Source organism: Streptomyces sp. NPDC048600 (assembly GCF_055587025.1).
This window is the reverse complement of sequence record NZ_JBVJGZ010000002.1, coordinates 124,609-143,641: the sequence shown is the minus strand read 5'-3', so window position 1 is coordinate 143,641 and position 19,033 is coordinate 124,609. Positions and strand designations below refer to the sequence as shown.

Sequence of the window (19,033 nt, the reverse complement as noted above, 5' to 3'; positions counted from 1 at the left end):
CGCGCGCGTGACGTGAGAAGGGCGCCCGGGGCCGGACGGCACCGGGCGCCCTTTCGCATGCCTGTCCGGACACGCACCCGCGGGGTGCGCCGGGCGTCCGGACACCAGTCCAGAGCCGAACGCTCCCGGCTGAACGGACGTACTTCCTTATGCGGAGCGAACGGTGCGCACACAGGCGAGTGCGGCACAATGGCCCCTGCCCGAAGATGTTCCACCTCTCCAGTGACGGAATCGGCGTGATGAGCAAGACGACACTCCAGGACGTCTCGACGGAGCCCGAGCCCCGGTCCGCCGTCGTGGAGCCACGCACGGCCGGCGGCAGCCGCGCTTTCGCCCTGCTGCTCGTGATCACGGGCGCGCTGGGCCTGCTGGCCGCCTGGGTCATCACGATCGACAAGTTCAAGCTGCTGGAGGCGAAGGCCGAGGGCAAGACCTTCACGCCCGGGTGCAGTCTCAACCCGGTGGTCTCCTGCGGCAGCGTGATGGAGAGCGACCAGGCCTCCGTCTTCGGCTTCCCCAACCCGATGCTCGGCCTCGTCGCCTACGGCATCGTGATCGGCGTCGGCGTCAGCCTGCTGGCCCGCGCCCGTTTCCCGCGCTGGTACTGGCTCACCTTCAACGCCGGAACCCTCTTCGGCGTCGGCTTCTGCGCCTGGCTGATGTTCCAGTCGCTGTACCGGATCAACGCCCTGTGCCTGTGGTGCTGCCTGGCCTGGGTCGCCACGATCGTCATGTTCTGGTACGTGACCTCGTTCAATATCCGCAACGGCTTCCTGCCCGCCCCGAACTGGCTCAAGAGCTTCTTCGGCGAGTTCACCTGGGTCATGCCCGTGCTGCACATCGGCATCATCGGCATGCTGATCCTGACCCGCTGGTGGGACTTCTGGACCAGCTGACAGCCCGGAGGGGATTGTCAGTGCGGTGATTTAGGGTTTCTCCCGTGGAGCCCGATCTGTTCACCGCCGCAGCCGAAGAACGCCAGGAGAAGGACCCGACGAGCAGTCCCCTGGCCGTCCGTATGCGCCCGCGCGGCCTCGACGAGGTCGTGGGCCAGCAGCACCTGCTCAAGCCGGGCTCCCCCCTGCGCAGACTCGTCGGCGAGGGCGCCGGGGGACCGGCAGGACCCTCCTCGGTGATCCTCTGGGGCCCGCCCGGCACCGGCAAGACCACCCTCGCCTACGTCGTCTCCAAGGCCACCGACAAGCGCTTCGTGGAGCTCTCCGCGATCACCGCGGGCGTCAAGGAGGTCCGCGCGGTCATCGACGGCGCCCGTCGCGCCACCGGTGGCTACGGCAAGGAGACCGTCCTCTTCCTCGACGAGATCCACCGCTTCAGCAAGGCCCAGCAGGACTCCCTCCTCCCGGCCGTCGAGAACCGCTGGGTGACCCTGATCGCGGCGACCACCGAGAACCCGTACTTCTCGGTGATCTCGCCCCTGCTGTCCCGCTCCCTGCTGCTCACCCTGGAACCGCTCACCGACGACGACGTCCGGGACCTGCTCAAGCGCGCCCTGACCGACGAGCGCGGTCTCAGGGACACGGTCGGCCTTCCCGACGAGGCCGCCGACCATCTGCTGCGCATCGCCGGGGGCGACGCCCGCCGCGCCCTGACCGCCCTGGAGGCCGCCGCCGGGGCCGCCCTGGACAAGGGCGAGGGGGAGATCTCCCTCACCACCCTGGAGGAGACCGTCGACCGCGCGGCCGTGAAGTACGACCGCGACGGCGACCAGCACTACGACGTGGCCAGTGCCCTGATCAAGTCGATCCGCGGCTCCGACGTCGACGCAGCCCTGCACTATCTGGCCCGGATGATCGAGGCCGGCGAGGACCCCCGCTTCATCGCCCGCCGCCTGATGATCTCCGCCAGCGAGGACATCGGCCTGGCCGACCCGAACGCGCTGCCCATAGCCGTGGCCGCCGCCCAGGCCGTCGCGATGATCGGCTTCCCCGAGGCCGCCCTCACCCTCAGCCACGCCACGATCGCGCTCGCCCTCGCGCCGAAGTCCAACGCCGCGACGACCGCGATCGGCGCCGCCCTGGACGACGTACGCAAGGGACTCGCCGGGCCCGTGCCGGCGCATCTGCGCGACGGGCACTACAAGGGCGCGGCCAAGCTGGGCCACGCGCAGGGGTACGTGTACCCGCACGACCTGCCCGAGGGCATCGCGGGCCAGCAGTACGCGCCGGACGCCCTGAAGGACCGCGAGTACTACACCCCGACCAGGCACGGCGGCGAGGCCCGGTACGCGGACGCCGTGGAGTGGACCCGTCAGCGCCTCGGTCGCAGGCGGTCGTGACAGGCCTGTAGACTGCTCCGAAGTGCCGAGTCCCGCGCAGTCAGAGCGGGACGACCGGCCGGAACCCCTCAGGGGGTTCCAGGAGCGTCGCGCACCGTCGATCGGTGTCGCGGGCAGCCCACCACCACCCGGAGTCCCGGGAGCGGCCGGTGGGCCACTCGCGTGCTGCACGTATGTGCCCAGACCAGGGGAGCGGCTGCCCACCAGGCCCGGCAACGGGACCGGCGGGTTTCCCCGGCTGCGGATGCGACCTCCCACAACTCTGACGAGCCGAACTAGGAAATGAGAAACAGTGGCGAACCAGTCCCGCCCCAAGGTCAAGAAGTCGCGTGCCCTCGGCATCGCGCTGACCCCGAAGGCCGTCAAGTACTTCGAGGCCCGTCCCTACCCGCCGGGTGAGCACGGCCGCGGCCGCAAGCAGAACTCGGACTACAAGGTCCGTCTGCTCGAGAAGCAGCGTCTGCGCGCGCAGTACGACGTGTCCGAGCGTCAGCTCGTCCGCGCCTACGAGCGTGCCTCCAAGGTCCAGGGCAAGACCGGTGAGGCCCTGATCATCGAGCTCGAGCGCCGTCTCGACGCGCTGGTCCTGCGTTCGGGCATCGCCCGCACGATCTACCAGGCCCGCCAGATGGTCGTCCACGGCCACATCGAGGTCAACGGCCAGAAGGTCGACAAGCCGTCCTTCCGCGTTCGTCCCGACGACGTCGTGATGGTCCGCGAGCGCAGCCGTGAGAAGACCCTCTTCTCCATCGCCCGTGAGGGCGGCTTCGCCCCCGAGGGTGAGACCCCGCGCTACCTCCAGGTGAACCTCAAGGCCCTGGCGTTCCGCCTGGACCGTGAGCCGAACCGCAAGGAGATCCCGGTGATCTGCGACGAGCAGCTCGTCGTCGAGTACTACGCCCGCTGATCCCAGCAGGCCAGGTACCACCACTCGCGGTACTCAGCCCGTCGTCTCCCCGCCCCTGCGGGTGGGGGAGGCGGCGGGCTTCCGCGTGTCCGCGGCGCCCCGGGTCTGCCGAACCGGCCCGGCGGTCCCCGTCTCCTCGGGTGCCTCGGGCGAGCGGGGACCGGAGCGGCCGAGGGCCCGTGCCACCGCCGCGCGCCGGCCGAGCCGCCCGCCGAGCCGTACGCACTCCTCGTAGCGGGCGTCGCCCAACTCCTCGCGGGCCGCGGCCTCGCACAGCTCGTGCGGCCGGTTGTAGTAGGCCGAGCCGAACAGCGGCAGCCCCACCGAGGGCCACATCCCCGCCGCCGCGCCCTGGAGCACCGCCGCCTCGGCCGGGTCACCCTCGGCCACGGTCACCAGCGCCAGCAGCTCCACCACCAGCACCGAGCAGAGCAGGTCGTTGAAGCCGTCCGCTGCGGCCAGGCAGTCCGTGAGCAGCGACCTCGCGCGTCCCGGATCGCCGTCGCCCCAGGCCGCGTACGCCAGCACGAACAGCGCGTAGGAACGGGCCCAGCGCTCTCCGTGGTCCTCGCACACCCGGCGCACGTCCTCGCTCAGCCGCACCGCGCCCGGCAGATCGCCCTGGAAGGCGCGGGCCATGGCCAGCTCCACCTGGCCCATCAGCACATTGCTGTTGAGCTCGCCGATCTCCTGGTAGCGCTCCAGCGCCGAGCGCAGCAGCGTCTCCGCGCGGGCCATGTCGTCGGTGACCAGGGCAAGACAGCCCGTGCGGTGCTCGGCGTAGGCCGCCGCCGTCGCGCTGCCAAGCCGTTCGGCCTCCTCCCGGCACTCGTGCAGTGCCGCCAGCGCGGCCACCGCGTCACCCTGGAGCACGGCGACATAGCCGAGCACCCACAGGGCCTTGAGCCGGGACTGCTCCTGGGCGGGCTCCTCGGGGGAGGGCAGTTCGACGCTGCGCTCCAGCCAGCGCCGTCCCTCCGGCAGCCGGCCGCAGCCGACCCAGCAGAACCAGAGCGCGCCCGCCAGGTACTGGCCCAGATGTGCCTCGTCCGGGTCGGACAGGCTGTTCTCCAGGGCGAGCCGCAGATTCGGCAGTTCCGCCTCGACGCGGGCGGCGACCTCGTCCTGCCGGGGCGAGAACCAGTCGAGCTCGCACAGGGTGGCGAAGCCCAGGTACCAGTCGCGGTGTCTGCGGCGCAGCCGCTCGGCGTCGCCCGTCGCCTCCAGCCACTCGGTGCCGTAGGCGCGCACGGTGTCGAGCATGCGGTAGCGCGGCCCGGCCGGGGTGTCCTCGCGGGCCACCACGGACTGCGCGAGCAGCGCGCCGAGCACGTCGAGGGCGTCGGCGGCGGGCAGTTCGTCGCCGCTGCACACGTACTCCACGGCCTCCAGGTCGAACTGTCCGGCGAACACCGACAGCCGCGACCACAGCAGCCGCTCCTCGGGGGTGCACAGCTCGTGGCTCCAGCCGATCGCGGTGCGCAGCGTCTGGTGGCGGGGCAGGGCGTCGCGGCCGCCCCCGGTGAGCAGCCGGAACCGGTCGTCGAGCCGGTCCAGCATCTGGGCGGGGGAGAGGGCGCGCAGCCTGCCCGCGGCCAGTTCGACGGCGAGGGGGATGCCGTCCAGGCGCCGGCACAGTTCGCGCACCCGCCGGTCCGTGGCGCTCAGGCCGAGTCCTTGGGCGGCGGCGCGTTCCAGCAGGAGTTCCACCGCGTCGTCCGGGTCCAGCGGGGTGAGCGGGAACAGCCGTTCGCCGGCCAGGGCGAGCGGGCGGCGTCCGACGGCCAGCACCCGCAGTCCGGGCAGTCGCCGCAGCAGTTCGCCCACGAGTTCGGCGGAGGACTCCACCAGATGTTCGAACCCGTCGAGGACCAGCAGGAGTTCGCGTCCCTCGAGCTGTTCGAGCAGGGTCTCGCGGGGCTGCCGGGTGGTCTGGTCGGTCAGCCGGAGGGCCTCCATCAGCGTGTACGCGATGAAGTCCGGGTCGCGTAACGCGGCCAGCTCCACCCGCCACACCCCGTGCGGAAGGCGGCGCCGCGCGGCCGCGTGGGCGGCGAGCCGTGACTTGCCGACCCCGCCGCCCCCGGTCACGGTCACCAGACGGGAGGCGTCCAGCGCGGCCGCCAGCCCGCCCAGCTCGGCCGTGCGGCCCACGAACGCGTCCAGCTCCGCGGGCAGATTGCCCCGGCCCGGCTCCCCGGCGCCCTGTTCCCCTCGCATAGGACACGGAGCGTACTGAACCGTAATCACTCCGTACAATCGCGCAGCGGTATTCCGCTTCGGCCCGGGCCCTAATCCGGTACGGTGCGCCATCCATGGCGCGATAGGCTCGGTGCACTGCTTTTTCAGGGTTCCGAAGTTCAGAGCACGTATCAGGGAGCGGGTGCGCAAGGTGTCCGGTGGAGAGGTGGCCGGGATCCTGGTGGCCGTCTTCTGGGCGATCCTGGTGTCCTTCCTCGCGGTGGCACTCGCGAGGCTGGCCCAGACGCTCAGGGCGACCACCAAGTTGGTCGCGGACGTGACGGACCAGGCCGTACCGCTGCTGGCCGACGCCTCGGCGGCGGTGCGTTCCGCACAGACCCAGATCGACCGGGTGGACGCGATCGCCTCCGACGTCCAGGAGGTCACGTCGAACGCCTCCGCGCTCTCCACGACCGTCGCCTCCACCTTCGGCGGCCCCCTGGTCAAGATCGCCGCGTTCGGGTACGGCGTGCGCCGGGCCCTGGGCGGCCGGGGCGACGACGTGCCCGCGCAGGCGCCCCGGCGTACCGTGATCGTGGGCCGTACGGTCGGGGGCACCCGGCGGGAAAAGCGAGAAACCCGCAGGAAGAGGAGCTGACACCGACCGATGTTCCGCCGCAGCTTCTGGTTCACCACGGGCGTCGCCGCCGGTGTGTGGGCCACCACCAAGGTCAACCGCAAGCTCAAGCAGCTGACCCCCGAGCATCTCGCCGTCACCGCCACGAACAAGGCGATCGAGACCGGTCAGCGACTGAAGGACCGCGCGGTGGGCTTCGCCCTGGACGTCCGCGACAACATGGCCCAGCGGGAGGCCGAGCTCGAAGAGGCACTCGGCATCGACGAGCGCCCCGAACTCCCCGCGCCCCGGCGGCACTCCGCCATCGAGAACCGCAGCAACCCCAAGTACATCGAGTCCACGGTGTACCGGAACAGCACGAACAACCGGAATGAGGACCACTGATGGAGTCGGCTGAGATCCGCCGCCGCTGGCTGAGCTTCTTCGAGGAGCGCGGGCACACCGTCGTCCCTTCGGCGTCGCTCATCGCGGACGACCCGACTCTGCTCCTGGTCCCCGCCGGCATGGTGCCCTTCAAGCCCTACTTCCTGGGTGAGGTCAAGCCGCCGTTCGACCGTGCCACCAGCGTGCAGAAGTGCGTGCGCACGCCGGACATCGAAGAGGTCGGCAAGACCACCCGCCACGGCACGTTCTTCCAGATGTGCGGCAACTTCTCCTTCGGCGACTACTTCAAGGAAGGCGCCATCAAGTACGCCTGGGAGCTGCTCACCAGCCCCCAGGACAAGGGCGGTTACGGCCTGGAGCCGGAGAAGCTCTGGATCACCGTCTACAAGGACGACGACGAGGCCGAGCGCATCTGGCACGAGGTCGTCGGCGTGCCCAAGGAGCGCATCCAGCGCCTGGGCATGAAGGACAACTACTGGTCCATGGGCGTGCCCGGCCCGTGCGGCCCCTGTTCCGAGATCAACTACGACCGCGGCCCCGAGTTCGGCGTCGAGGGCGGCCCCGCCGTCAACGACGAGCGGTACGTGGAGATCTGGAACCTCGTCTTCATGCAGTACGAGCGCGGCGAGGGCATCGGCAAGGACAACTTCGAGATCCTCGGCGAGCTTCCGAGCAAGAACATCGACACGGGCCTCGGCCTGGAGCGCCTCGCCATGATTCTGCAGGGCGTGCAGAACATGTACGAGATCGACACCTCCATGGCCGTCATCGGCAAGGCCACCGAGCTGACCGGTGTCCGCTACGGCGCCGCCCACGCCTCGGACGTCTCCCTGCGCGTGGTCACCGACCACATGCGCACCGCCACGATGCTCATCGGCGACGGCGTCACCCCGGGCAACGAGGGCCGTGGCTATGTGCTGCGCCGCATCATGCGCCGCGCCATCCGCAACATGCGGCTGCTCGGCGCCACCGGTCCGGTCGTCAAGGACCTGATCGACACCGTGATCGGCATGATGGGCCAGCAGTACCCGGAGCTGATCACCGACCGCGAGCGCATCGAGAAGGTCGCCCTCGCGGAGGAGAACGCCTTCCTCAAGACGCTGAAGGCCGGCACCAACATCCTCGACACCGCCGTCACCGAGACCAAGGCCGCCGGCAGCGCGGTCCTCGCCGGCGACAAGGCCTTCCTGCTCCACGACACCTGGGGCTTCCCGATCGACCTCACCCTGGAGATGGCCGCCGAGCAGGGGCTGTCCGTGGACGAGGACGGCTTCCGCCGCCTGATGAAGGAGCAGCGGGAGCGCGCCAAGGCGGACGCCCAGGCCAAGAAGACCGGCCACGCCGGCACCGGTGCCTACCGGGAGATCGCCGACAAGGTCGGCGAGACCGAGTTCATCGGCTACGGCGACACCGAGGGCGAGTCGACGATCGTCGGCATCCTCGTCGACGGCGCCTCCTCCCCGGCCGCCACCGAGGGCGACGAGGTCGAGATCGTCCTGGACCGCACGCCGTTCTACGCCGAGGGCGGCGGCCAGATCGGTGACACCGGCCGGATCAAGGTCGACTCCGGTGCCGTCATCGAGATCCGCGACTGCCAGAAGCCGGTGCCCGGGGTGTACGTCCACAAGGGCGTCGTCCAGTTCGGCGAGGTCACCGTCGGTGCCAAGGCCCACGCCTCCATCGACTCCCGCCGCCGTACGGCCATCGCCCGTGCCCACTCGGCCACCCACCTCACCCACCAGGCCCTGCGCGACGCCCTCGGCCCGACGGCCGCCCAGGCCGGTTCCGAGAACCAGCCCGGCCGTTTCCGCTTCGACTTCGGTTCGCCGTCCGCCGTTCCCACGGCCGTGATGACCGACGTCGAGCAGAAGATCAACGAGGTGCTCGCCCGCGACCTGGACGTGCACGCCGAGGTCATGGGCATCGACGAGGCCAGGAAGCAGGGCGCCATCGCCGAGTTCGGCGAGAAGTACGGCGAGCGCGTCCGTGTGGTCACCATCGGCGACTTCTCCAAGGAGCTGTGCGGCGGCACGCACGTCCACAACACCAGCCAGCTCGGCCTGGTCAAGCTGCTCGGCGAGTCGTCGATCGGCTCGGGTGTCCGCCGTATCGAGGCCCTCGTCGGCGTCGACGCCTACAACTTCCTCGCCCGTGAGCACACGGTCGTCGCCCAGCTCCAGGAGCTGATCAAGGGCCGTCCGGAGGAGCTGCCGGAGAAGGTCTCCGCCATGCTCGGCAAGCTGAAGGACGCCGAGAAGGAGATCGAGAAGTTCCGCGCGGAGAAGGTGCTCCAGGCCGCCGCCGGTCTCGCCGGTTCCGCCAAGGACGTCCACGGCGTCGCCCTGGTCACCGGTCAGGTCCCGGACGGCACCACGCCGGACGACCTGCGCAAGCTGGTCCTCGACGTGCGTGGCCGCATCCAGGGCGGCCGGGCCGTGGTGGTGGCCCTGTTCACCGTCAACAACGGCAAGCCGCTGACGGTCATCGCCACCAACGAGGCCGCCCGTGAGCGTGGTCTGAAGGCCGGTGAGCTGGTGCGTACCGCCGCCAAGACCCTCGGCGGCGGCGGTGGCGGCAAGCCGGACGTCGCCCAGGGCGGTGGCCAGAACCCGGCCGCCGTCGGCGAGGCCGTGGACGCCGTCGAGCGCCTGGTCGCGGAGACGGCCAAGTAATGCGCAGAGGACGTCGGCTCGCCATCGACGTCGGGGACGCCCGTATCGGGGTCGCCTCGTGCGACCCCGACGGGATCCTCGCCACCCCGGTGGAGACCGTGCCCGGCCGGGACATCCCCGCGGCGCAGCGTCGGCTGAAGCAACTGGCCGAGGAGTACGAGCCGATCGAGGTCGTCGTCGGTCTCCCTCGCTCCCTCAAGGGGGGCGAGGGCCCCGCCGCCCTGAAGGTCCGCGGCTTCGCCCAGGAATTCGCACGCATGATCGCGCCGATTCCGGTGAGGCTCGTGGACGAGCGGATGACAACCGTCACAGCCAGTCAGGGTCTGCGCGCCTCGGGCGTGAAGTCCAAGAAGGGCCGTTCCGTCATCGACCAGGCAGCCGCCGTGATCATCCTCCAGCAGGCGCTGGAATCCGAACGGGTGTCAGGTAAAGCTCCGGGCGAGGGCGTCGAAGTGGTCATCTGATCGCGATACGGTAACGTTCCGCGCGATGTGGCGGCGTTCGAACAGCCACCGCACAAGAAGAGGCGGAACGGAACCGGGCTCCCCACGGCCCATCGGCTCCGCCTCGCGGCTCTAGGGGATCGATGACTGAGTATGGCCGGGGCCAAGGCTCCGAACCGTGGCATCCGCAGGACCCGTTGTACGGGGACGGCGGATGGGAAGGACAGCAGGCCCAGCAGGGTCATCAGTCTGCCTACGGCGGCCAGCAGCAGTACCCGCAGCAGCCGCAGCAGCAGTACGACCAGTGGGGCAACCCGGTGGACCCCTACGGCCGGCCGCAACAGCAGCAGTACCCCCAGCACTACGGACAGCAGCACCAGCAGCAGTACGACAACAGCGGCTGGGGCACGGGCAGCCACCCGCAGGCCCCCTACCCGGGTGACCCCGTCGACCCCTACGGGCAGCAGGCCCAGGCCTACGGTGACCAGCGGCCCGACTTCTACCAGACCCCCGACGCCTACCCGCCGCCCGAGCCGCCCTCCCGCCGCCGTCCCGAACCCGAGCCCGAGCCCGAGTGGGACCCGGGCCCGGACCAGGGCGAGAGCGACTTCTTCGCGGGTGGGAACGACGACGAGGACGACTTCGACGACGAGCCGGGCGACCGGCGCGGCCGCGGAGACCGCCGGGGCCGTGGCGGCAAAGGCGCCAAGAACAAGAAGAGCCGCAGCGGCTGCGCCTGCCTGGTCGTCGCCCTGGTGTTCGCCGGCGGCGTCGCCGGTGTCGGCTACTTCGGCTACCAGTTCTACCAGGATCGTTTCGGCTCGGCGCCGGACTTCGCGGGCGGCGGCAACGGCGAGCAGGTCACCGTCACCATCCCCAAGGGCGCGACGGGCGCCGTCATCGGTCAGGAGCTGAAGCGGGCCGGTGTGGTCAAGAGCGTCGACGCCTTCGTCGCCGCCCAGCAGCAGAACCCCGACGGCAAGAGCATCCAGGACGGCGTCTACACGCTCCAGCAGGAGATGTCGGCCGAAAGCGCTGTCGAACTGATGCTCAGTGACGAGAGCCGCAGCAACCTGATCATCGCCGAGGGCTGGCGCAACGCCAAGGTCTACGAGGTCATCGACACGCGCCTGGAGCTCGACAAGGGCACCACGGCCAAGATCGCCAAGGAGGACTGGGAGAGCCTCGGCCTGCCCGAGTGGGCGCAGAACCACGAGAACGTCAAGGACCCGCTCGAAGGTTTCCTCTACCCCTCCAGCTACGCGGTCGCCAAGGGCCAGAAGCCCAAGGACGTCCTGAAACAGATGGTGGCCCGGGCCACCGAGACGTACGAGGACATGGGCGTCGAGAAGAAGGCCGAGAGCCTCGGACTCGAGGACCCCTGGCAGCTGATCACCGTCGCGAGCCTGGTCCAGGCCGAGGGCACCAGCCACGACGACTTCCGCAAGATGGCCGAGGTCGTCTACAACCGCAGGAAGTCCGGCAACCCGCAGACGTACGGGAAGCTGGAGTTCGACTCCACGTACAACTACATCAAGAACCAGAGCAAGATCGACCTCACGCTCGAAGAGCTGCGGAACTACGACAACCCGTACAACACGTACTACTACCGGGGTCTGCCGCCCGGACCGATCAGCAACCCGGGCGAGGACGCGCTCAAGGGCGCGCTGAAGCCGACGGACGACGGCTGGTACTACTTCATCTCGCTCGACGGCAAGACCAGTAAGTTCACCAAGACGAACGCCGAGCACCAGAGGCTCGTCGAAGAGTTCAACGCCTCCAGGAACAGCTGATGACCGCCGCCGCGCCTCGCAGGGCAGCCGTGCTCGGCTCCCCGATCGACCACTCCCTCTCCCCGGTGCTGCACCGCGCCGCGTACGAGGAACTGGGGCTCACGCACTGGTCGTACGACCGGTTCGAGGTGGACGAGGCGGCGCTGCCCGGCTTCGTCGAGGGGCTCGGCCCGGAGTGGGCGGGGCTGTCGCTGACCATGCCGCTGAAGCGGGCGGTCATCCCGCTGCTGGACTCCGTCAGCGAGACCGCGGCCTCCGTGGACGCCGTGAACACCGTGGTGTTCGGCGCGGACGGCACCCGCCGCGGGGACAACACCGACATCCCCGGGATCGTCGCGGCCCTGCGCGAGCACGGCATCGACAAGGTCGACGCGGCCGCGATCCTGGGCGCGGGCGCCACCGCCTCCTCCGCGCTGGCCGCCCTCGCCCGCGTCTGCACCGGAGAGATCTCGGTCTACGTCCGCAGCGAGGCCCGGGCCGCCGAGATGCGGCAGTGGGCCGAGCGACTGGAAGTCGAGGTGCGCATCGCCGACTGGGCGGACGCCGAGCAGGCGCTGCGCGCGCCCCTGGTCGTCGCGACCACCCCCGCCGGTGCCACCGACGCCCTCGCCCCCCACCTCCCCGAGCGCCCCGCCGCCCTCTTCGACGTGCTCTACGACCCCTGGCCCACCCAGCTCGCCGCCCGCTGGTCGGCGTACGGCGGCGCCGTCGTGAGCGGCCTGGACCTACTGGTCCACCAGGCCGTCCTCCAGGTCGAGCAGATGACGGGCCGCTCCCCGGCGCCGCTGGACGCGATGCGCAGGGCGGGTGAGCGGGCGCTCACCGAACGGCGCTAAGATCCGGTCGGTCCCGCAGGGGGCGGGGCCGGAAGGGGGACAGCATCTGATGGATTCCGGTGTGCAGCTCGCGTCCGGGAAGAGCGAGATCTTCGAGGCGCTGCTGAAGTTCATGCCCGAGTGGGTGCAGATCACCGTGCTGGCGCTGGTCGTGCTGATCGTCGTCGTCGCGTGGGGCGTCTCGATCAAGGGGAAGATCGACCAGCGCCGGGCCCGGCGCTCCGGGGTGCAGGTCATGGCGCCGTCGCAGGGCAGCGGGGCCGACCATCTGGGCCCGTACGCGCCGCAGGCCGCCCCGGCGCAGCCCAGCGGCGCCGACTTCCTGGGGCCGTACGCGCCGCAGGCGCAGGCCCGGGCGCAGGGGACCGGTGCTCCGGCGCAGTCCAGCGGGGCCGACTTCCTCGGGGCCTACGCGCCCGCTCAGCCGCGCCAGGACGGCTCGGTCTGACGAAGTCCTGTCAGGTTCTGTGTCAGGTTCCGTCCGTCTGATGGACCGACGGCCGGGACAGCGGCACGGACATGGGAGGATCGGTGATGGCGGGCCCAGGGCCGCGCACCTGGTCTCGCCGTCGCCGTACGCGCCGAGACGCGTACGCAGGCAGTGACCGGGGCGCGAGCATTGAGGAGCACCGTTGAGCAGGTTGCGCTGGCTGACCGCGGGGGAGTCGCACGGCCCCGCACTCGTGGCGACGCTGGAGGGCCTTCCGGCCGGCGTGCCGATCACCACGGAGATGGTGGCGGACCACCTGGCCCGGCGCCGGCTCGGTTACGGACGTGGTGCCCGGATGAAGTTCGAGCAGGACGAGGTCACCTTCCTCGGTGGCGTCCGGCACGGCCTCAGCCTCGGTTCTCCCATCGCGGTCATGGTGGGCAACACCGAGTGGCCCAAGTGGGAGCAGGTCATGTCGGCCGACCCGGTGGACCCGGCCGAGCTCGCCCAGATGGCCCGCAACGCACCGCTGACCCGTCCCCGCCCCGGCCACGCCGACCTCGCGGGCATGCAGAAGTACGGCTTCGACGAGGCCCGTCCGATCCTGGAGCGCGCCTCCGCCCGTGAGACCGCGGCCCGGGTCGCACTCGGCGCGGTCGCCCGCTCCTACCTCAAGGAGACGGCCGGCATCGAGATCGTCTCGCACGTCGTGGAGCTGTGCTCCGTGAAGGCCCCGCAGGGCGTGTACCCGACCCCGGCCGACGTCGAGAAGCTGGACGCCGACCCGCTGCGCTGCCTCGACGCCGACGCCTCCAAGGCGATGGTGGCCGAGGTCGACCAGGCCCACAAGGACGGCGACACCCTGGGCGGTGTCGTCGAGGTGCTGGCGTACGGCGTTCCCGTGGGTCTCGGTTCGCATGTGCACTGGGACCGCAAGCTCGACGCCCGGCTGGCCGGCGCCCTCATGGGCATCCAGGCGATCAAGGGCGTCGAGATCGGTGACGGCTTCGAGCTGGCGCGGGTGCCCGGCTCCCAGGCCCACGACGAGATCGTGAACACGCCGGAGGGCATCAAGCGGGCCTCCGGCCGGGCCGGCGGCACCGAGGGCGGCCTGTCCACCGGCGAGCTGCTGCGGGTGCGTGCCGCGATGAAGCCCATCGCGACCGTGCCGCGCGCGCTCCAGACGGTGGACGTCAGCACGGGCGAGGCCGCCCAGGCGCACCACCAGCGCTCCGACGTCTCCGCGGTCCCGGCCGCCGGTATCGTCGCCGAGGCGATGGTCGCGCTGGTGCTGGCCGACGCGGTGGCGGAGAAGTTCGGCGGCGACAGCGTCGTGGAGACCCGGCGCAACGTGACGTCGTACCTCGACAACCTGCACATCCGATGAGCGGACCGCTGGTCGTCCTGGTCGGTCCGATGGGCGTGGGCAAGTCCACCGTCGGACAGCTGCTGGCCGAGCGGCTCGGCGTGGCCTACCGGGACACCGACGCGGACATCGTCGCCGCCGAGGGCCGGGAGATCTCCGACATCTTCGTCGAGGAGGGCGAGCCCGCCTTCCGCGCCCTGGAGAAACGGGCGGTCGCCAGTGCCCTCGCCGAGCACGGGGGCGTCCTCGCGCTCGGCGGCGGCGCCGTGCTCGACGCGGACACCCGCGCACTGCTGGCCGGCCGCCCCGTCGTCTACCTCTCCATGGACGTCGAGGAGGCGGTCCGGCGCACCGGGCTGAACGTGGCCCGGCCGCTGCTCACCGTGAACCCGCGCAAGCAGTGGCGCGAACTGATGGAGGCCCGGCGGCACCTGTACGAGGAGGTCGCCACGGCGGTCGTCGCGACCGACGGCCGTACGCCCGAGGAGGTCACCCGGGCCGCCCTGGACGCACTGGAGTTGAAGGAAGCATGAGCGAGACGGTGACGACGATCCACGTCGGCGGCAACGACCCGTACGACGTGCTGGTGGGCCGTCAGCTCCTGGGCGAGCTGGCCGGTCTGATCGGCCCGAAGGCCAAGCGGGTCGCGGTCATCCACCCCGAGGCGCTGGCCGAGACCGGTGACGCGCTGCGCGCCGATCTGGCCGGGCAGGGCTACGAGGCCGTCGCGATCCAGGTGCCCAACGCCGAGGAGGCCAAGACCGCCGAGGTCGCGGCCTACTGCTGGAAGGCGCTGGGCCAGTCCGGCTTCACCCGCACCGACGTCGTCGTCGGCGTCGGCGGCGGGGCGACCACGGACCTCGCGGGCTTCGTGGCCGCGACCTGGCTGCGGGGCGTGCGCTGGATCGCCGTCCCCACCACGGTCCTGGCCATGGTCGACGCGGCCGTCGGCGGCAAGACCGGCATCAACACCGCCGAGGGCAAGAACCTGGTCGGCGCCTTCCACCCGCCGGCCGGTGTGCTCTGCGACCTGGCCGCGCTGGACTCCCTCCCGGTCAACGACTACGTCTCCGGGCTCGCCGAGATCATCAAGGCCGGCTTCATCGCCGACCCGGTGATCCTGGAGCTCATCGAGTCCGACACCGAGGCGGCCCGTACGCCCGCGGGTCCGCACACCGCGGAGCTGATCGAGCGCTCGATCCGGGTCAAGGCGGAGGTGGTCTCCGCGGACCTGAAGGAGGCGGGCCTGCGGGAGATCCTCAACTACGGTCACACCCTCGGCCACGCCATCGAGAAGAACGAGCGCTACAAGTGGCGCCACGGTGCCGCGGTCGCGGTCGGCATGCACTTCGCCGCCGAACTGGGCCGTGTGGCGGGCCGCCTGGACGACGCCACGGCGGACCGGCACCGCGCCATCCTCGAGGCGGTCGGTCTGCCCCTGCACTACCGGTACGACCAGTGGCCCAAGCTTCTGGAGGCCATGAAGGTCGACAAGAAGTCCCGCGGTGACCTGCTGCGCTTCATCGTGCTGGACGGTCTGGCCAAGCCGACGGTCCTGGAGGGTCCCGATCCGGCCGTGCTGCTCGCGGCGTACGGCGAAGTGGGGCAGTAAGTCCGCTCCGCCCGATTCGCCTGCCCTGCCGGGCACTTGTGGCCGCCCCCCGCCGTTCACCAAAGGACGGCCGGGGGCGGTACCGTTCGGTAGGGAGCGGGTCCGCCCCGCCGCCACCGCCCATTGCCTGTACGAGACGGAGTGGCACCGGATGCAGCACGCAGTGGGGTCTCCGCTGCCGCCGCCCCACCAGCCGGGGCACGGACCGGCCGTGAGCTGGACTCCGGCCGCGCAGCAGCAGGGTCAGCACCACCCGGTTCCGCCACCGCCCCCCGCGCACGGCTTCACCGCGCCGCCGCCGGGGCCGCCCGCCGACACCACCGGGCATGTCCCGCTGCCGCCCGGCGGGCCGGTCGGGGTGCCGAGCGCGCCACCGGCCGTGATGGGGCCCGACCCGCAGACCACCACGCTCGCCGTGCTGCTCATAGGGCCCGCGGGGGCCGGCAAGACCAGTGTCGCGAAGTACTGGGCCGGGCGGCGCCGGGTGCCGACGGCCCACATCAGCCTGGACGACGTCCGCGAGTGGGTGCGCTCGGGGTTCGCCGACCCGCAGTCCGGGTGGAACGACCACTCCGAGGCGCAGTACCGGCTCGCCCGCCGGACCTGCGGCTTCGCCGCGCGCAACTTCCTCGCCAACGGGATCTCCTGCATCCTCGACGACGCGGTGTTCCCCGACCGGCCCGTGGTGGGGCTCGGCGGGTGGAAGCGGCATGTGGGGCCCGGGCTGCTTCCTGTCGTGCTGCTGCCGGGGCTGGAGATCGTCCTGGAGCGGAACGCGGAGCGCTCGGGGAACCGGCGGCTGTCCGACGAGGAGGTCGCCCGTATCCACGGCCGGATGGCCGGGTGGTACGGGTCGGGGCTGCCCATCATCGACAACTCCCAGCTGGATGTTCCGGGGACGGCGCGGGTGCTGGACGAGGTGTTGGCCAGGGCGGTGGCGAGTCCGCCGAAGTGGTGACGGCGCCCGCCGTCTCGCCGCTTCGCGGTGTTCTCCCGCCCATGCACCGCCGGTAGCCGTCTCCCGGGACGCCCGGCTCTCCTTCTGCGGCCGGGCGCCGCTCACGGCATTCGCGCCACGGATGGCTTTCTCGACCGGCGACATCCGGCCACCCCTCGTACGCTCGGTTCATGTCAGAGGTGCACGCATCCCGCCGAACGCGGCTACGAGAGCGCTGCAACGCGGCCGGCAGCGCGGCGGCGCTGATCTCCCGCCCCGCCAATGTGCGGTACCTCGCGGGCGCGGCCCCGCTGGGCGCCGTACTGCTTCTCGGTAAGCACGAGGACCTGCTCGTGTGCACCGGCCCCCCGGACGACCCGGTCGTCGAGGGCCGCGCCGACGAGGCGCTGCGTCTGCACACGCTGCCCCGCGCCGGCGGTGATCCGGCCGTCGCGGCCGCCGATCTCGCGCAGGCCCAGGGCGCGGACTCCCTCGCGGTCGAGGAGCACCACCTCACGGTGGCCCGGCACCGGGCCCTGCGGAACGTCGCCCCGGCCCTGCGCCTCGGTGACGTGGGCGGCGCCGTGGAGCAGCTCCGGGTGGTCAAGGACGAGGAGGAGATCTCCTGTCTGCGCATCGGCGCCGAGATCGCCGACCAGGCGCTGGGGGAACTGCTCGAATCCATCCTGGTCGGCCGCACCGAGCGCCACCTCGCGCTGGAGCTGGAGCGGCGGCTCGTCGACCACGGCGCGGACGGCCCGGCCTTCCCCACCTCCGTCGCCACCGGACCCAACGCCGGACGCCGCGCCCATCGCCCCACCGACCGCCGGGTGGAGGAGGGCGACTTCCTCTCCGTGTGCCTCGGCGCGAACTACCGCGGCTACCGCTGTGAGATCGGGCGCACCTTCGTCATCGGGACCACGCCGGCGGACTGGCAGATCGAGTTGTACGACCTCGTCTTCGCGGCGCAGCGGGCCGGCCGGGAGTCGCTGGTGCCGGGCGCGACGTACCGGGACGTGGACCGCGCCGCACGTCAGGTACTGGACTCCGCGGGCTATGCGGAGGGACTCGCACCGCTCACCGGTCACGGGGTCGGACTCGAAATCGACGAGGACCCTCAGTTGACCCCCGCGGCAATGGGTAAACTGGACGCTTGCGTGCCGGTCACCGTCGAACCGGGGGTTCACCTCCCGGGCCGGGGCGGCGTCCGGATCGATGACACGCTCGTCGTACGCCCCGAGGCGGACGGCGGACCCGAGCTACTCACCATCACGACCAAGGAGCTGCTCGCCCTCTGACGAGGTGCGTGCCCCGGGGTCGTACGTCAGTCCAGGAGATTCCGGAACCGTGGCTTCCACGAACGACCTCAAGAACGGCCTGGTGCTCAAGCTCGAAGGCGGCCAGCTCTGGTCCGTCGTCGAGTTCCAGCACGTCAAGCCCGGCAAGGGCCCTGCCTTCGTGCGCACCAAGCTCAAGAACGTGCTTTCCGGCAAGGTCGTCGACAAGACCTTCAACGCCGGCGTCAAGGTCGAGACGGCCACTGTCGACAAGCGCGACATGCAGTTCTCGTACATGGACGGCGAGTACTTCGTCTTCATGGACATGGACACGTACGACCAGCTGATGATCGACCGCAAGACGGTCGGCGACGCGGCCAACTTCCTCATCGAGGGCTTCTCGGCCACCGTCGCCCAGCACGAGGGCGAGGTGCTCTTCGTCGAGCTGCCGGCCGCCGTCGAGCTGGTCATCGCCGAGACCGAGCCGGGCGTCCAGGGCGACCGCTCCACCGGTGGCACCAAGCCCGCCACCCTGGAGACCGGTCACCAGATCCAGGTTCCGCTCTTCATCACCACCGGTGAGAAGATCAAGGTGGACACCCGTACCAGCGACTACCTCGGCCGGGTGAACAGCTAACCGTGGCTGCTCGCAACACGGCCCGCAAGCGCGCCTTCCAGATCCTCTTCGAGGGCGACCAGCGCGGCGTCGATGTCCTGACGGTCCTCGCGGACTGGATCCGGCTCTCCCGGGCCGACACCCGGCAGCCGCCGGTCAGCGAGTACACGATGCAGCTGGTCGAGGGCTACGCCGAGTACGAGCGGCGGATCGACGAGCTGATCTCGCAGTACTCGGTCGGCTGGACGCTCGACCGGATGCCGGTCGTCGACCGCAACATTCTGCGCCTCGGCGCGTACGAGCTGATCTGGGTCGACGAGACGCCCGACGCGGTCGTGCTGGACGAGATGGTGCAGCTGGCGAAGGAGTTCTCCACGGACGACTCGCCCGCCTTCGTCAACGGCCTGCTGGGGCGTCTGAAGGAGCTCAAGCCGACGCTGCGGCGCGCGTAGCGAGACGGAGCGCCAGGGGCGCGGGGAACCGGGACCGGTGGGCGGCCGCGAGCCGTCCGTGGCCGGTCCCGGTTCCCCGCGCCCCTTTCGTGCGTGTCTGTGCGTCGCGGCCGGCGCATCGCCGCCCGCGCGTCGGACAGCGCTCGGCGGCCACGCAAAACGCCGGGGTGGCGGGAACCGAACGGTTCCCGCCA

Annotated in this window: 18 protein-coding genes; 17 read left to right on the top strand and 1 reads right to left on the bottom strand. The window is 71.0% G+C overall.

The annotated features are described in order from the left end of the window. The first annotated feature begins 239 nt into the window (after positions 1–239). The 3 genes from ACZ6SQ_RS02775 (at position 240) to rpsD (ending at position 3,203) form a co-directional block, all read left to right on the top strand. Positions 240–896, top strand: a complete 657-nt coding sequence (locus ACZ6SQ_RS02775; protein ID WP_469556027.1) for a vitamin K epoxide reductase family protein — start codon at positions 240–242, stop codon at positions 894–896. A gap of 44 nt (positions 897–940) precedes the next feature. Beyond that, positions 941–2,296 (top strand): replication-associated recombination protein A, encoded by a 1,356-nt coding sequence (locus tag ACZ6SQ_RS02770; RefSeq protein ID WP_469556024.1) that lies wholly within the window; start codon positions 941–943, stop codon positions 2,294–2,296. A gap of 292 nt (positions 2,297–2,588) precedes the next feature. Then, positions 2,589–3,203: a 30S ribosomal protein S4 gene (gene rpsD, locus ACZ6SQ_RS02765; RefSeq protein WP_015661793.1), complete on the top strand. Its 615-nt coding sequence runs from the start codon at positions 2,589–2,591 to the stop codon at positions 3,201–3,203. 33 nt (positions 3,204–3,236) lie between these two features. Here the strand turns inward: rpsD and ACZ6SQ_RS02760 are convergent, their stop codons facing one another. Then, the gene (locus ACZ6SQ_RS02760) at positions 3,237–5,423 is read right to left on the bottom strand and encodes an ATP-binding protein (protein WP_469556020.1); all 2,187 of its coding nucleotides are present in this window, start codon (positions 5,421–5,423) and stop codon (positions 3,237–3,239) included. Positions 5,424–5,595: 172 nt separating this feature from the next. Between ACZ6SQ_RS02760 and ACZ6SQ_RS02755 the strand changes: the two genes are divergently transcribed. The 14 genes from ACZ6SQ_RS02755 to nusB all read left to right on the top strand — a co-directional run bounded on the left by ACZ6SQ_RS02755 (position 5,596) and on the right by nusB (position 18,839). Then, positions 5,596–6,042, top strand: a complete 447-nt coding sequence (locus ACZ6SQ_RS02755; protein WP_386377225.1) for a DUF948 domain-containing protein — start codon at positions 5,596–5,598, stop codon at positions 6,040–6,042. Between the two features lie 9 nt (positions 6,043–6,051). Then, positions 6,052–6,405: a hypothetical protein gene (locus ACZ6SQ_RS02750; protein ID WP_469556018.1), complete on the top strand. Its 354-nt coding sequence runs from the start codon at positions 6,052–6,054 to the stop codon at positions 6,403–6,405. Beyond that, positions 6,405–9,077 carry an alanine--tRNA ligase gene (alaS, locus tag ACZ6SQ_RS02745; RefSeq protein ID WP_469556016.1) on the top strand — a complete coding sequence of 891 codons (2,673 nt, stop codon included), beginning with the start codon at positions 6,405–6,407 and terminating at the stop codon, positions 9,075–9,077. Before ACZ6SQ_RS02750 ends, alaS begins: the two co-directional genes overlap by 1 nt. Next, the gene (gene ruvX, locus ACZ6SQ_RS02740) at positions 9,077–9,541 is read left to right on the top strand and encodes a Holliday junction resolvase RuvX (RefSeq protein ID WP_386377228.1); all 465 of its coding nucleotides are present in this window, start codon (positions 9,077–9,079) and stop codon (positions 9,539–9,541) included. The genes alaS and ruvX overlap by 1 nt, the downstream gene beginning before the upstream one ends. A 122-nt stretch (positions 9,542–9,663) precedes the next feature. Next, positions 9,664–11,313 carry an endolytic transglycosylase MltG gene (gene mltG / locus ACZ6SQ_RS02735; RefSeq protein ID WP_469556013.1) on the top strand — a complete coding sequence of 550 codons (1,650 nt, stop codon included), beginning with the start codon at positions 9,664–9,666 and terminating at the stop codon, positions 11,311–11,313. After that, on the top strand, positions 11,313–12,149 hold the full coding sequence (locus ACZ6SQ_RS02730) for a shikimate dehydrogenase (RefSeq protein ID WP_469556011.1): 837 nt from the start codon (positions 11,313–11,315) through the stop codon (positions 12,147–12,149). The genes mltG and ACZ6SQ_RS02730 overlap by 1 nt, the downstream gene beginning before the upstream one ends. Positions 12,150–12,198: 49 nt before the next feature. Next, a complete protein-coding gene (locus ACZ6SQ_RS02725; protein WP_469556007.1) occupies positions 12,199–12,597 on the top strand; it encodes a hypothetical protein in 399 nt (132 codons plus the stop codon). Positions 12,598–12,781: 184 nt separating this feature from the next. Beyond that, positions 12,782–13,966 (top strand): chorismate synthase, encoded by a 1,185-nt coding sequence (gene aroC / locus ACZ6SQ_RS02720; protein ID WP_469556006.1) that lies wholly within the window; start codon positions 12,782–12,784, stop codon positions 13,964–13,966. After that, a complete protein-coding gene (locus tag ACZ6SQ_RS02715) occupies positions 13,963–14,478 on the top strand; it encodes a shikimate kinase (RefSeq protein ID WP_469556003.1) in 516 nt (171 codons plus the stop codon). Before aroC ends, ACZ6SQ_RS02715 begins: the two co-directional genes overlap by 4 nt. Continuing rightward, on the top strand, positions 14,475–15,557 hold the full coding sequence (gene aroB / locus ACZ6SQ_RS02710) for a 3-dehydroquinate synthase (protein ID WP_469556000.1): 1,083 nt from the start codon (positions 14,475–14,477) through the stop codon (positions 15,555–15,557). The genes ACZ6SQ_RS02715 and aroB overlap by 4 nt, the downstream gene beginning before the upstream one ends. A 151-nt stretch (positions 15,558–15,708) precedes the next feature. Then, positions 15,709–16,515, top strand: a complete 807-nt coding sequence (locus ACZ6SQ_RS02705; protein ID WP_469555998.1) for a Pro-rich N-terminal domain-containing protein — start codon at positions 15,709–15,711, stop codon at positions 16,513–16,515. Positions 16,516–16,685: 170 nt separating this feature from the next. Continuing rightward, positions 16,686–17,792, top strand: coding sequence for an aminopeptidase P family protein (locus ACZ6SQ_RS02700; RefSeq protein WP_469555997.1), 1,107 nt, complete (start codon positions 16,686–16,688; stop codon positions 17,790–17,792). 49 nt (positions 17,793–17,841) lie between these two features. After that, positions 17,842–18,408: an elongation factor P gene (gene efp / locus ACZ6SQ_RS02695; protein ID WP_330456698.1), complete on the top strand. Its 567-nt coding sequence runs from the start codon at positions 17,842–17,844 to the stop codon at positions 18,406–18,408. Positions 18,409–18,410: 2 nt separating this feature from the next. Beyond that, the gene (gene nusB, locus ACZ6SQ_RS02690) at positions 18,411–18,839 is read left to right on the top strand and encodes a transcription antitermination factor NusB (protein ID WP_386377243.1); all 429 of its coding nucleotides are present in this window, start codon (positions 18,411–18,413) and stop codon (positions 18,837–18,839) included. The last annotated feature ends 194 nt before the right edge of the window (positions 18,840–19,033 follow it).

Coding starts and splice junctions, on each gene's coding strand:
- ACZ6SQ_RS02750 (WP_469556018.1), top strand. CDS start 6,052: ATGTTCCGCCGCAGCTTCTGGTTCACCACGGGCGTCGCCGCCGGTGTG.
- ACZ6SQ_RS02775 (WP_469556027.1), top strand. CDS start 240: ATGAGCAAGACGACACTCCAGGACGTCTCGACGGAGCCCGAGCCCCGG.
- alaS (WP_469556016.1), top strand. CDS start 6,405: ATGGAGTCGGCTGAGATCCGCCGCCGCTGGCTGAGCTTCTTCGAGGAG.
- ACZ6SQ_RS02705 (WP_469555998.1), top strand. CDS start 15,709: ATGCAGCACGCAGTGGGGTCTCCGCTGCCGCCGCCCCACCAGCCGGGG.
- ACZ6SQ_RS02725 (WP_469556007.1), top strand. CDS start 12,199: ATGGATTCCGGTGTGCAGCTCGCGTCCGGGAAGAGCGAGATCTTCGAG.
- ACZ6SQ_RS02760 (WP_469556020.1), bottom strand. CDS start 5,423: ATGCGAGGGGAACAGGGCGCCGGGGAGCCGGGCCGGGGCAATCTGCCC.
- mltG (WP_469556013.1), top strand. CDS start 9,664: ATGACTGAGTATGGCCGGGGCCAAGGCTCCGAACCGTGGCATCCGCAG.
- ruvX (WP_386377228.1), top strand. CDS start 9,077: ATGCGCAGAGGACGTCGGCTCGCCATCGACGTCGGGGACGCCCGTATC.
- aroB (WP_469556000.1), top strand. CDS start 14,475: ATGAGCGAGACGGTGACGACGATCCACGTCGGCGGCAACGACCCGTAC.
- ACZ6SQ_RS02730 (WP_469556011.1), top strand. CDS start 11,313: ATGACCGCCGCCGCGCCTCGCAGGGCAGCCGTGCTCGGCTCCCCGATC.
- ACZ6SQ_RS02715 (WP_469556003.1), top strand. CDS start 13,963: ATGAGCGGACCGCTGGTCGTCCTGGTCGGTCCGATGGGCGTGGGCAAG.
- ACZ6SQ_RS02700 (WP_469555997.1), top strand. CDS start 16,686: ATGTCAGAGGTGCACGCATCCCGCCGAACGCGGCTACGAGAGCGCTGC.